This window comes from Prolixibacter sp. DSM 2831 (genome assembly GCF_056493735.1).
In genome coordinates this window covers 4,104,138-4,116,390 of the sequence record NZ_CM151379.1, presented here as the reverse complement: position 1 = coordinate 4,116,390, position 12,253 = coordinate 4,104,138, and the positions used below count along the sequence as shown (strand labels likewise).

The window sequence follows — 12,253 nt, the reverse complement described above, 5'->3', positions numbered from 1 at the left end:
ATCATGGGAAATCCAAAAGGTTTTATTGAGATACCGAAAAAAGAGAGCGGGTACCGTCCCGTTAAAGAAAGAATATACGATTTTGGCGAGGTTGAACAGACCCTGAACGAAAAGGATAGGAAAGATCAGGCCTCCCGGTGTATGGATTGTGGCATTCCGTTTTGCCACTGGGCTTGCCCGGTAACCAGTAAAATTCCTGAGTGGCAGGATGCCATCTACCTGGGGAAATGGGAAGAGGCTTACGATATCCTTTCGTCAACCAACAGCTTCCCTGAGTTTACCGGTCGCGTTTGTCCGGCACCCTGCGAAAAATCCTGTGTGTTGGCCATTCATGAAGAATCGGTTACGATTCGGGAAAACGAGGCTTCGGTAGTAGAACAGGCGTTCGATCGGGGATATGTGCAGGCTCGTGTTCCGGAAGTACGCACCGGCAAGAAAGTTGCCGTAATTGGTTCCGGCCCTGCAGGAATGTCTGCAGCTGATGTATTGAATCAGGCCGGTCACTCTGTTACCGTTTTCGAGCAGGACGATGCTATTGGAGGATTGCTTCGTTATGGTATTCCGGACTTCAAACTGAACAAGAACGTTATCGATCGACGGTTGGATCTTTTCGTTACCGAAGGAATCGACTTCAAAACCAACACAACAGTTGGAAAAGACATTACCCCCGAGCAACTACTGAAGGACTACGATGCCGTTTGTCTGGCAGTGGGAGCTATGCAGCCCCGCGATTTGGTTGTAGAGGGACGTGATTTGGAAGGTGTTCACTTTGCGATGGACTTTCTGAAGCAGCAGAATAAAGTCAATCGTGGGGAAGTATTCTCTGACGAGGAACGCATTCTTGCCAAGGATAAGAAAGTGCTCGTTATCGGAGGTGGTGATACCGGTTCCGACTGTGTGGGAACTTCCATTCGCCAAAAGGCTGCGTCGGTAACACAAATCGAGATTTTGCCAAAGCCGCCTGAAAAGCGTGCCGACACCAACCCATGGCCTTACTGGCCGAATACCCTTCGTACGTCGAGTTCGCACCTCGAAGGGTGCGAGCGGCGCTGGGCATTGGCCACCAAACGTTTGATTGGTAAAGAAGGCCGGGTAACCGGAGCAGAAGTCGTGGAAGTGGTTTGGGAAAAAATCGACGGCCGTTTCCAGATGAAAGAAATTCCGGGTACGGAAGAATTAATTGAAGCCGATTTGGTATTGCTGTCAATGGGATTTGTATCTCCGGTTCACGAAGGTTTGCTGGACGGATTGGGTGTTGAATATGACGAACGTGGAAACGTGAAAGCGGTAACCAACACCACTTCGGTTGACAAAGTGTTTGCCGCAGGCGATGTAGCCCGTGGAGCCAGCCTGGTTGTTCACGCCATTCGTTCGGGTCGCGATGCTGCCGGAAAGATTAACGAATACCTCATGCAGGATTAAGCACCCTAATGCAAAAAGAATATATGTATTAATCAGATTTATTGATTGACTTGTTGAATTTTGAATTAGTAAAAAACGAGGCTGTCTCAAAAGAGGCGGCCTCAGTTTTTTTGTATGAAATAGCTTGTTCTTAAGAAAGTCCGGGTCTCGTTTTAAACAGGTCCGTATCTTTTTGTAATAAAGTCCCGATCTTTTTCCAACCATGTCCGGACCTGATCGAAAGAAAATCCCGATCTGATGGAAAGAAGGTCCTTATCTTTTTTTAAAAAGTCCGGACTTTATTTAAAAAAATACGGACCTCCTAAAATTATGTCTTGATCTTTTCAAATAATGTCTTGACATTTTTGCAGAAATGCTTAGATCTTTTGTCAGAAATGTCTTGACGTTTTAGAAAAATATTTTGATGTATTAAAATAAAGTCTTGACGATTTTTCGGGATGTTCTGATGTTCTTGGTACCGATGGCTTGGGTGAGTGAAAAAAAGAAGAACGGTGGTCATCAAAAAATCCCGGAAGTTTTTCCCGGGATTTCCTGTTGCTTCTCAATATTGTCAATCTTTTGGCGACAGCGGCCTGACCACCATAATGCCCGAAGCACTTTTTCGGGGGGCCAGATAGTCGGCCAGCGGTGTTGGGTCGATGATTACTTTTTTGGCGAGTGAAGAGGCCTGTAAAAGATGCACTCTTCCGTTCTCTTTCACCATGATGCCTACGTGGGAGATGTCGAGCCCTTTGATATTTGTGGTAAGGGCAGCAATATCACCGTCCTGAATTCCCGATTCGGCTTCTTCCAAATCCTGTTTTTTAATCAGGTAGAATGAATGGGCTGAAATTTCTTTTTCCCGTTCGGCCATTTGCGGAACCCACTCCGGATGTTTCTTTAGTTGTGGATAAAGGTTGGCGTGCGTGCTCATGAAGTTGAGATTGAGCGGGTCGGGTGTTCCGCCAAGTTGGTAGGTTACATCTTCTACCAATCCTTTTTTCTCGTTATTGGCAATCCAATCGCTGAAGTAGTGCAACCGGCTGAGATAACCGTCCAGTTTGCCATTGCGGTAACGGACATTTTCCAGTTCGCGTGTAAACTTTCTGAATGTTGGTTTTCCACTCTTGATGGTCCGGGCAATCGCCAGGCAGTTTTCCACGAAAGTGGTACAATCGAGTTCCCGCAGGTTGACAATCAACTCTTCTTTATCGCGGTTATCCAGTGTGTGGGCAACGTACGGCGTGCCCAGAAATTCTTTTCCGACCATTACCATCAACTGTCCCATCGAGGAATCTTTTTTGGGCTCCAGGTCATGAAAAATCCGGTCGAGAATCACTTTATCCTGGTCAGAATAAATCACGTCCGATGTGGGATTCGTCGTGTCTTTAGGGGAAGCTGCTTTGGTAACAAAAGGAACTGCCAGCACGGCAATTAGCAGCAAATACTTAAGAGACCGTTTCATACGTATTGTTTTAGCTTGAGGATCTTCAGTAAACGAAAACATTCGTTGAAGTTAATGAACATGATGATGAAAACAACCACTCTTTCGCAATTTGATGAAAGCGAAAGGTTATTTCCGGTTAACGGAAAACAAAATACCATGAAAATTAAACACTTTCATGGTATGTGCTGGCGACGAACTGTATGTCTTATTTAAAGCAGTCTTCGTTATTTATGCCGCTTTTTCAATTCCCGGGCGATGTCTTCCAGGCGGTAGCCTTTGTAAGTTAGCAAGACAATCAGGTGATACATCAGGTCGGCTGACTCGTACAACAGACGTTCATCGTTGTTCGCCATGGCCTCAATCACCGTTTCAACGGCTTCTTCGCCCACTTTTTGCGAAATTTTTGCAGTCCCTTTCTGGAAGAGAGAAGTGGTATACGAACCTTCGGGCATCTCTTCTTTGCGTTTGTCGATGAAATCCTGCAACTCTTTCAGGAACATGAAGTCGTCGCTGCGGTTCACTTCGCCCCAGCAAGTGTCGGTTCCGGTGTGACAAACCGGTCCGGCCGGATTCACTTTGATGAGCAGTGTGTCATCATCACAATCGGACTGGATGGAAACCACGTGCAGGAAATTGCCTGATTCTTCCCCTTTGGTCCACAGTCGGTTTTTAGTGCGGCTGAAAAAAGTGACTTTGTTTTCGGCTACCGTTTTGTCGTAGGCCTCTTTATTCATGAATCCCAACATCAAAACTTTGTTGGTCACATTATCCTGTATTATCGCCGGTATCAATCCGTTTCCGGCTTTTTCAAAATCAAGTTCCATTTTGTTGTTCCTTATTTTCGAAGTAGAATTAATTCATTTATTTCCCGGTGTTACCGGACAACAATCCCTTGTTGACGCAGGTAGCTTTTCAGGTTGGGGATGGCAATTTCACGGAAGTGAAAAATGCTGGCCGCCAGTCCTGCATCGGCTTTTCCTTTGGTAAACACATCGACGAAGTGCTCCATGTTCCCCGCGCCGCCCGATGCAATAATTGGGATAGAAAGACTTTCGGACAATTGGGCCAGCTCCTCGTTAGCAAATCCGTTTTTCGTGCCGTCGTGGTCCATCGAGGTAAAGAGAATCTCTCCGGCTCCACGGCTTTCGGCTTCTTTAGCCCAGCTAAAAAGCTCTTTGTCGGTTTCAATGCGCCCACCATTCACGGTGACAGCCCAATGCTCCGGCTTCTTCCGTGCATCAATAGCTACAACGACAAACTGGCTTCCAAAGTTCTTTGCCAGGTCATCAATTAATGAGGGATTTCGTACAGCTGAGGAATTGATGGAAATCTTGTCGGCACCTGCTGCCAGCAGTTTGTCGGCGTCCTCCAGTTCGCTGATTCCTCCACCTACCGTGAAGGGAATATTGATTTCGCGGGCAATCCGTTTCACCAGGTCGACAAAGGTCTTTCGGCCTTCGTGGGTTGCTGTTATATCCAGAAAAACCAGTTCGTCAGCACCCTGTTCGGCATACAAAGCACCCAGTTCCACCGGGTCGCCTACGTTGCGGATGTTGACAAAATTGACACCTTTAACGGTTTGTCCGTCTTTGATATCGAGGCATGGTATAATTCGTTTTGCAAGCATGCATTAGCTGTTTTTCGCATAATATTGCCCGATTTCCTTCAGCGAAATCCGGTTTTCATAAATCGCTTTCCCGGTAATTACAGCGGGAATTCCGGCTTCATCCAAATCCAGAATATCCTGCATCGAGCTGATGCCGCCACTGGCAATCAGGTACAATTCCGGTATTCGGTTCAAAATATCGCGATAAAGATCGATAGCCGGTCCGGAAAGCATACCGTCGCGGCTGATGTCTGTACTGATGACCTGAGTTACTCCTTTTTCCTGCCAAAGGGCGATGAAATCCAGAATATTGGCATCGGTGGTTTCCTGCCAGCCCGAGACAGCAATTTTCCGATTGTGCGCATCGGCACCCAGAATAATTCGTTCGTTGCCGTATTTTTCCAGCCACGACTGGAATACTTCGGGTGACTTAATGGCAATGCTGCCACCGGTCACCATCGCAGCGCCGGACTCGAAAGCAATCCGCAGGTCTTCGTCTGATTTGAGCCCACCGCCGAAATCAATGGTTAGTGATGTATTTGTGGCAATGCTTTCCAGGATCTGATGGTTGACAATGTGACTGGCTTTGGCGCCGTCCAAATCAACCAGGTGAAGTCGTTTCAATCCGGCATCTTCAAACGAACGTGCCACTTCCAGCGGATTTTCGTTGTACACCTTCTTTTGTGCATAATCGCCTTGGTTCAGACGGACACATTTCCCATCGATAATATCGATTGCCGGAATAATTTCAATCATGGTACTATCTCCTTAATGGGCTTTGAGGTTGATAAAATTCTCGAGAATCCGGGCACCGATTGGTCCGCTTTTCTCGGGGTGAAACTGGGTTGCATAAAAATTGTCGCGCTGCAAAGCGGCACTGAACGGTGTAATGTAATTACAGGTTGCCGCGGTATCGTCGCCGGCAGCTGCATAATACGAATGGACAAAGTAGACATATTGATTTTCCAACGAAGCATCGAACAAGTCGCTTTTCAGGTTACTGATGCTGTTCCATCCCATATGCGGGACTTTGGTAACATATTCTTGCCCGGGAGCCGGAATAAATTTTTTCACGTTTTCGGGAAAAATACCGAGACAATCCACATCGCCTTCCTCGCTGTGTGAGCACATGAGTTGAAGGCCGAGGCAGATGCCCAGTACAGGCTGTTTCAGACTGGTGATGAGACGATCCAGGTTATGTTCCCGCAAATAGGCCATGGTGGTCGACGCTTCGCCAACCCCGGGGAAAATAACCCGATCGGCTTTGCGGATGAAATCCGGATCGGCCGTAATGGTTGCATTTACGCCCAGTCGTTTCAGCGCCAGCTCAACCGACATGATGTTTCCGGCATTGTATTTTATAATGGCTACGTCCATTTAAAGAGTATAGTTTTGTCAAATAACAGACTTATTGTTTCAGTAACGAGTCGATGACTTCTTTCATCTGATTGAACTCATCCATTTTGAAAAGACGGGTCATGTAAGCTATTTTTCCATCTTTTCCAATGATGACATTCCGGGTGACACCCGCATCTTTGTCTGCGAATAGTCCGAAAATATCAGCACCGGGATCCAGTCCTAACGGATAGGTGATTTTCATGTCGGAAGCATACCTTTTGACAACATTCAGCGGTTCGTCTCTATCCACTCCGATAAGGACAAAATCGGGGTTATCTTTGTGTTTTTCCCAGATTTCCTTCTCAATGTGGGGCATTTCGCGACGGCAAACACCGCACCAACTCGCTGTAAACTGGAGCATCACCACTTTGCCTTTCCAGTCGTTCGTGGAAACTTTGGTACCATCGGTCAGCGTCATTGAAAATATAGGAGCTTGATCGCCAGGCTGAAGAATGTAACCATAGGCAGCTGGAACTTTTTGCTTGTGTTGCGCTATTGTGGTAGCACATTGAACTTTGGACGTCAAAGAAATTAAGAGAACTAAAAAAGTTAATCGAAATTGGTTTGAAATGTGTTTCATTGTAGGAGGATGTTAGTTAAATACTACTGTTCTGTTATTATATACAAGAATCTTTCGTTCGAGATGTTTGTAGACAGCTTCGCTCAGAATAATTTTTTCCAGGTCACGTCCTTTCCTCATCAGGCTATTCACGGTGTCGATGTGAGAAATACGCGCCACGTCCTGAGCTATTATTGGGCCTGCATCCAGCTCCGGGGTTACATAATGGCTGGTCGCTCCAATAATTTTGACACCGCGGGCGTGAGCCGCGTGATAAGGCTTCGCACCTGCAAATGCCGGCAAAAACGAGTGGTGAATGTTGATGATCTTGTTGGGGTAGTGTTTGACAAATTCATCAGATAACACCTGCATATACCTGGCCAATACCACAAAGTCAATGTCGTAGTCCTTCAGCAGTTGCAACTCTTTCTGTTCCTGCTCGGCTTTATTTTCTTTCGTAATCGGAAGACATTCGAAATCAATCCCAAATCGTTGAGCGACCGGGGCCAGCTTTTCATGGTTGCTGATGATGAGTGGAATTTCAACGTCCCATTCACCGGCAGTATACCGGGCGAGGATATCGAACAAACAGTGAGAAAGCTTGGACACAAAAACAGCCATTCGCGGAGGTTTGTCCGAGAAGTGGAGCCAGAAAGTGATGTCAAAACGGCCGGCTACCAGCGTTCCAAAGTATTCGGCAATCTTCTCGCGAGGAATCACAAATCCGTCGAGTTCCCACTCAACCCGCATGTAGAATAACTTCTCCTGCCTGTCGACGTGCTGGTCGAGGTAGATAATATTACCCTTATTCCGGTTCAGGAATTCAGTAACCGCAGCCAAAATGCCTTGTTGGTCAGGGCAGTGGATGAGAAGAATTGCGGTGTTTTTCTCGGTGTGTATTGATTTGATACTTTCCACGAAAGCTAAGTTTGTTTTGTACCTATTAAAATAAAGAAAAACCAAGGGTAGATAGAAATTTTAAGAGTTTTACATCCAAAATTTAACCCCAATTTAAAACGAAACGGGCACAACAAAAGGCTTCCTGTTTTTCAGGAAGCTTTTGTAAAATGGTGGAAAAGGATATATTAAATGCGAATCTGAGTGTTTGTATCGTAAACAACCAGCTATGGTGGTTTCAGAATCTTTTCGCATCCGGATGGTAGGACCGCCGGCTAGTTGGGCGGTAACTACCATAAATGGATGTTTTTGTTACGGATTGTGTCGACGAGCTTTTCAGTTTCTGTGCGAAAGCGAACTCGTCAACTCCGTTATCTTAACTGGTTTTGGTTCTGAGACCGAATTAAGCGATCCTTTTCCTTTTGAACAAAATTTTTTGATGAACGACCGTTTTTATGTGGTGAATGTGCCTTTCTTTGGGATGAAGTATTTTTATGTTAACATAAAAAACGAAAACCTAAAGCATCCCTTTTGTCGATGGCAATGAATTTTTCATTGGATCTTTTCGTATGGCCATCCGGATTGATTTGGCAAATGCTTTAAAAATTCCTTCTATTTTATGATGTTCATTTGTTCCTTCCGCTTTAATATTCAAATTGCACAGGGCAGCATCGGAAAATGATTTAAAAAAGTGGAAGAACATCTCTGTGGGAACATCACCAATCATCTCCCGCTTGAATTCAGCATCCCATAAGAGCCAAGATCGGCCACCAAAGTCAAGTGCAACCTGGGCAAGGCAATCGTCCATCGGAAGACAAAAACCGTAACGTTCTATTCCACGCTTATCTCCCAGTGCTTGCCGGAAGGCATTTCCCAAAGCAATGCCGGTATCTTCGATGGTATGATGTTCGTCTACTTCGAGATCACCGTTCACATGTATTGTCAAATCGCAACCGGAATGGCGGGCGATCTGGTCGAGCATGTGATCGAAAAATCCCAGACCCGTTGAGATATTTCCTTTGCCGGAGCCGTCGAGGTCGACGGTAATACTGATTTTCGTTTCGGCGGTTTCCCGTTCAATGGTAGCTGTTCGTTCACCTGTTGCCAGGAACTGGAAAACTTTCGCCCAGCTATTGGTGGTCAATGCACAATGAGCTTTCAACACTTCATCATCGATTTCCTTATCGGAGAAGAAGATAGCCTTGGCTCCAAGGTTTTTGGCTAATTCTACGTCGGTTAGCCGGTCGCCGATGACAAAAGAGCCGGGCAGATCATATTCTTCGCTAAAGTATTTCTGCAGCAGGGCTGTTCCCGGCTTCCTTGTAGGCGCATTTTCTTCCGGGAAAGTCCGGTCGATATGAATTTCGTCGAATGTGATGCCCTCGTTTTCAAAAGCCTTCAACATTTTATTGTGAGCCGGATGGAATGTTTCTTCCGGAAATGAATCCGTTCCCAAACCATCTTGATTGGTGACCATCACCAATTCGAAGTCGAGTAGGTTCCGGATATTATACAGGTTGCGAAAAACGCCCGGTACGAATTCCAGCTTTTCCAACGAATCCAACTGGTAATCCTCCGGCGGTTCAACTACCAGCGTTCCGTCCCTGTCTATGAATAGTACTTTTTTCTTTTTCATTTTCAGATGATATTGAAAGCTTTTCAAACTAACGCTTCCAGTGCTTCAATTAGTCGTTGGTTTTCCATTTCTGAACCAACACTGATGCGCAGGCTACCTTCGCAAAGCGCAACTCCGGAGCGATCGCGCACAATGATTTTCTCTTCAACGAGGTAATCATAAATTCCGCGTGGATCGTGTGTTTTTATCAATAGAAAATTGGCATCGCTGGGATAAACCTTCACCACAAACGGGAACTCCCGTAGCTTTTCAGCCAGCTTTTCCCTTTCGGAAACCAGGATTTTAACCCAATCCGATTTTTCTTTCTCCAGCTCAATCAGCTCGATTGCTTTTAACTGGGTCAGAATGTTGATGTTGTACGGATATTTAATGCGATTGAGTACGTCGATAATTTCCTTACTGGCGAATGCCATACCCAACCGGATACCTGCCATTCCCCATGCTTTGGAGAAGGTTTGCAATACAACCAGGTTAGGATGTTCCGGCAACTCGGGAAGCAGCGATTTTTCCGGACAAAAATCAATGTACGCTTCGTCGACAATGACCAGACCATTGAAGTTATTCAAGATTTCCAGCATGGCCTCTTTCTCCAATGCATTCCCGGTAGGATTGTTGGGGGAGCAGAGGAAAATCATTTTTGTATCGGCTGTAACCGTGCCCAATACCGTCTTCGGCGAAAGTGTATAGTCCGTATTCAGCGGTGCTTCGATAACTTTCACATCGTTTACATCGGCAGCCACGCGATACATGCCGTAAGTGGGAGCGATGGCAACAATATTGTCTTTCCCGGGAGTACAAAACGCCCGAATTAGCAAATCGATGGGTTCGTCGCTTCCGTTACCGAGGAAGATGTTTTCAGCTGGCACTTTTTTTACCGGAGCAATTTTGCTTTTTAGTTCCGTTTGCCGTGGATCGGGGTACCGATTGTACGGAGCATTAAATGGATTCTCGTTGGCGTCGAGGAATACGGCTGCCTCGCCCGAAAATTCATCGCGAGCAGATGAATAAGGTTTCAATTTCCGAATGTTGTCCCGCAACAGATTTTGTATATCGAATGTCATTTTCTATGATTCACTGGAGTTGATACGCAAGGTTGCTGCATTCTTATGGGCATAGAGCAATTCTCCTTCGGCCATTGCTTCGATGATAGGTCCCAGCTGTTGGATGCCGTCTCTCGATATTTCCTGGAAAGTAATCTTCTTACAGAAACTCTCAAGGTTCAATCCACTGAATGAGCGTGCCCATCCTTGTGTTGGGAGCGTGTGGTTCGTTCCGGAAGCATAATCGCCGGCACTTTCGGGAGTGAAATTACCCAGGAATACGGAACCGGCATTCGTTATCCGGTCGGCGTGGTTCGTTGTATTCCGGGTCGCAATGATTAAGTGCTCCGGTGCGTAGAAGTTGATTAGCTCAATCATCTGCTCTTCGTCGTTTACCAAAATAGCCCGGCTGTTTTCCAACGCTTTGGTGGCGATAGCCGCGCGTGGTAGTTCCGAAAGTTGCCGGTCGATGGCCTGCATGACTTTGCTGATTAGCGGTTCTTCTGTGGTAACCAGAACAACCTGGCTATCGGGGCCGTGCTCAGCCTGTGATAGCAAATCGGCAGCAATGAATTCCGGGTCCGCCGACTCATCAGCCATTACAGCCAGTTCCGAAGGACCAGCCGGCATGTCAATCGCACAGTCATTTACAGAGACAATCTGTTTGGCAGCCGTCACCCAGGAGTTGCCCGGACCGAATATTTTGAAGACGCGGGGAACCGTTTCAGTTCCGTAAGCCATCGCACCGATAGCCTGTACACCACCGATTTTATAAATTCTGGAAACCTCGACCAGACCGGCAGCAAACAGGATGGCCGGGTGAATTTCACCTTTTTCGTTGGGAGGTGTGCAAAGAACGATTTCCTTGCAACCGGCAATCTGGGCCGGAATTCCGAGCATCAGAACGGTTGAGAACAGCGGTGCTGATCCGCCGGGAATATAGAGTCCAACCTTGTCGATCGGCACAGATTTCTGCCAGCACTTCACACCGGGTGCTGTTTCAATCATCCGCATAGGCGGCTTTTGTATCTCGTGAAAAGCGAGAATATTCTTCGCCGCTTTCTGAATAGCCTCTTTCAGTTCAGGCTCAATCAAACCTGCAGCCTTCTCCATTTCATCCTTGCTCACCCTGAATTCTTCGAGGTCGGCTCCGTCGAAACGTCGTGTATAATCACGAACAGCAGCATCACCTTTCTTTTTCACGTTGTCAAGAATCATCCTGACCGTGCTGTTGATCGAAGAATAGTTGTTAGCCGGGCGCGAGAGAATTTTGGGCCACGTATTAAAAAGAGGATAATTGTAAATCTGCATCGAAAGAATTTTTATAATATCATTTTCTCAATTGGTACCACCAGGATGCCTTCTGCCCCGTTTTTCTTCAGGTTACCGATGACTTCCCAAAACTCGTTATCATCGATTACCGAGTGCAGTGAACTCCAGCCTTCAATCGCCAGGGGCATCACAGTTGGTGAAGTTGTTCCGGGCAGCACTTCAACAATCTTATCTATTTTGTGGTTCGGGGCATTTAGCAGGATATATTTTTTGCCTTTACCCATTTCCACCGACTCGATTCTGAAAATCAATTCATCGAGTATACCTTGTTTCTCTTTGGAAAGTTGTGGGTTAGCCACCAAAACAGCTTCGGATTTCATCACCGCTTCGACCTCTTTCAGGCGGTTACTTACCAATGTACTTCCAGAACTGACAATATCGAAAATGGCGTCAGCCAGGCCAATGCCGGGTGCGATTTCCACGGAACCGGTAATGACATGAATCTCAGCATCAATTTTCTTCTCAGCCAAAAAATCCTTGAGGATTTCCGGATAGGAAGTTGCAATTTTCTTTCCGTTGAACCATTCCGGACCTTCGTACTCGTTCACCTGCGATTGAGGGATGGCCAGTGAAAGGCGGCACTTGCTGAACCCCAAATGCTTGATGATATCCACCTGCTGCTTTTTTTCAGCCACTTCGTTCAATCCAACGATTCCGATGTCAGCCACGCCGTCAGCAACTGACTGTGGGATATCATCGTCCCGAAGGTACAAAACTTCCATGGGAAAATTTTTAGCTGCCGAGATGAGTCTTCTCTTGCCGGAGATCAGGTCAATACCGGTTTCTTTAATCAGACCGACTGAGTCTTCATTCAATCGGCCTTTGGTCTGAATCGCGATGCGTAATGTTGAGTCCATGTCGATTTTTTAGATGTAAAAAAAAGGCTTACCTCATTCAAGGTAAGCCTGTTAATTTTAATGAATATTTTTTGACATTC

The 12,253-nt window shown here is 46.3% G+C and carries 12 protein-coding genes; 1 reads left to right on the top strand and 11 read right to left on the bottom strand.

The genetic code is table 11. The features are described 5' to 3' along the window. Positions 1-3: 3 nt before the first annotated feature. Positions 4-1,422: a glutamate synthase subunit beta gene (locus AC060N_RS17005; protein WP_479524819.1), complete on the top strand. Its 1,419-nt coding sequence runs from the start codon at positions 4-6 to the stop codon at positions 1,420-1,422. 550 nt (positions 1,423-1,972) lie between these two features. On the opposite strand, the gene AC060N_RS17000 is transcribed toward AC060N_RS17005, so the two are convergent. From AC060N_RS17000 to hisG, 11 genes are all read right to left on the bottom strand, one after another. Beyond that, positions 1,973-2,866, bottom strand: a complete 894-nt coding sequence (locus AC060N_RS17000) for an N-acetylmuramoyl-L-alanine amidase-like domain-containing protein (protein WP_479524818.1) — start codon at positions 2,864-2,866, stop codon at positions 1,973-1,975. Positions 2,867-3,072: 206 nt separating this feature from the next. Further along, entirely contained in the window at positions 3,073-3,672 is a 600-nt protein-coding gene (gene hisIE / locus AC060N_RS16995; RefSeq protein WP_479524817.1) for a bifunctional phosphoribosyl-AMP cyclohydrolase/phosphoribosyl-ATP diphosphatase HisIE, read from the bottom strand. A 50-nt stretch (positions 3,673-3,722) separates the two neighbouring features. After that, entirely contained in the window at positions 3,723-4,475 is a 753-nt protein-coding gene (hisF, locus tag AC060N_RS16990; protein ID WP_479524816.1) for an imidazole glycerol phosphate synthase subunit HisF, read from the bottom strand. A gap of 3 nt (positions 4,476-4,478) precedes the next feature. Beyond that, positions 4,479-5,210, bottom strand: a complete 732-nt coding sequence (gene hisA / locus AC060N_RS16985; RefSeq protein WP_479524815.1) for a 1-(5-phosphoribosyl)-5-[(5-phosphoribosylamino)methylideneamino]imidazole-4-carboxamide isomerase — start codon at positions 5,208-5,210, stop codon at positions 4,479-4,481. Between the two features lie 12 nt (positions 5,211-5,222). Then, positions 5,223-5,831, bottom strand: coding sequence for an imidazole glycerol phosphate synthase subunit HisH (hisH, locus tag AC060N_RS16980; protein WP_479524814.1), 609 nt, complete (start codon positions 5,829-5,831; stop codon positions 5,223-5,225). Between the two features lie 31 nt (positions 5,832-5,862). Further along, positions 5,863-6,306, bottom strand: coding sequence for a TlpA family protein disulfide reductase (locus tag AC060N_RS16975; RefSeq protein WP_281351397.1), 444 nt, complete (start codon positions 6,304-6,306; stop codon positions 5,863-5,865). Positions 6,307-6,444: 138 nt separating this feature from the next. Further along, entirely contained in the window at positions 6,445-7,329 is an 885-nt protein-coding gene (gene purU, locus AC060N_RS16970; protein ID WP_479524813.1) for a formyltetrahydrofolate deformylase, read from the bottom strand. A 496-nt stretch (positions 7,330-7,825) separates the two neighbouring features. Next, positions 7,826-8,944, bottom strand: coding sequence for a bifunctional histidinol-phosphatase/imidazoleglycerol-phosphate dehydratase HisB (gene hisB / locus AC060N_RS16965; RefSeq protein WP_479524812.1), 1,119 nt, complete (start codon positions 8,942-8,944; stop codon positions 7,826-7,828). A 23-nt stretch (positions 8,945-8,967) separates the two neighbouring features. Beyond that, positions 8,968-10,005 carry a histidinol-phosphate transaminase gene (hisC, locus tag AC060N_RS16960; protein ID WP_479524811.1) on the bottom strand — a complete coding sequence of 346 codons (1,038 nt, stop codon included), beginning with the start codon at positions 10,003-10,005 and terminating at the stop codon, positions 8,968-8,970. Between the two features lie 3 nt (positions 10,006-10,008). Beyond that, the gene (hisD, locus tag AC060N_RS16955) at positions 10,009-11,295 is read right to left on the bottom strand and encodes a histidinol dehydrogenase (RefSeq protein WP_106540279.1); all 1,287 of its coding nucleotides are present in this window, start codon (positions 11,293-11,295) and stop codon (positions 10,009-10,011) included. An 11-nt stretch (positions 11,296-11,306) separates the two neighbouring features. Continuing rightward, positions 11,307-12,173, bottom strand: a complete 867-nt coding sequence (gene hisG / locus AC060N_RS16950; RefSeq protein ID WP_479524810.1) for an ATP phosphoribosyltransferase — start codon at positions 12,171-12,173, stop codon at positions 11,307-11,309. Between the last annotated feature and the right edge of the window lie 80 nt (positions 12,174-12,253).

What these genes read in the sequence shown, in the direction of transcription:
- hisB (WP_479524812.1), bottom strand. Translation starts at nt 8,944, where the DNA reads ATGAAAAAGAAAAAAGTACTATTCATAGACAGGGACGGAACGCTGGTA.
- AC060N_RS17000 (WP_479524818.1), bottom strand. Translation starts at nt 2,866, where the DNA reads ATGAAACGGTCTCTTAAGTATTTGCTGCTAATTGCCGTGCTGGCAGTT.
- hisH (WP_479524814.1), bottom strand. Translation starts at nt 5,831, where the DNA reads ATGGACGTAGCCATTATAAAATACAATGCCGGAAACATCATGTCGGTT.
- AC060N_RS17005 (WP_479524819.1), top strand. Translation starts at nt 4, where the DNA reads ATGGGAAATCCAAAAGGTTTTATTGAGATACCGAAAAAAGAGAGCGGG.
- hisIE (WP_479524817.1), bottom strand. Translation starts at nt 3,672, where the DNA reads ATGGAACTTGATTTTGAAAAAGCCGGAAACGGATTGATACCGGCGATA.
- hisG (WP_479524810.1), bottom strand. Translation starts at nt 12,173, where the DNA reads ATGGACTCAACATTACGCATCGCGATTCAGACCAAAGGCCGATTGAAT.
- hisD (WP_106540279.1), bottom strand. Translation starts at nt 11,295, where the DNA reads ATGCAGATTTACAATTATCCTCTTTTTAATACGTGGCCCAAAATTCTC.
- hisF (WP_479524816.1), bottom strand. Translation starts at nt 4,475, where the DNA reads ATGCTTGCAAAACGAATTATACCATGCCTCGATATCAAAGACGGACAA.
- hisA (WP_479524815.1), bottom strand. Translation starts at nt 5,210, where the DNA reads ATGATTGAAATTATTCCGGCAATCGATATTATCGATGGGAAATGTGTC.
- hisC (WP_479524811.1), bottom strand. Translation starts at nt 10,005, where the DNA reads ATGACATTCGATATACAAAATCTGTTGCGGGACAACATTCGGAAATTG.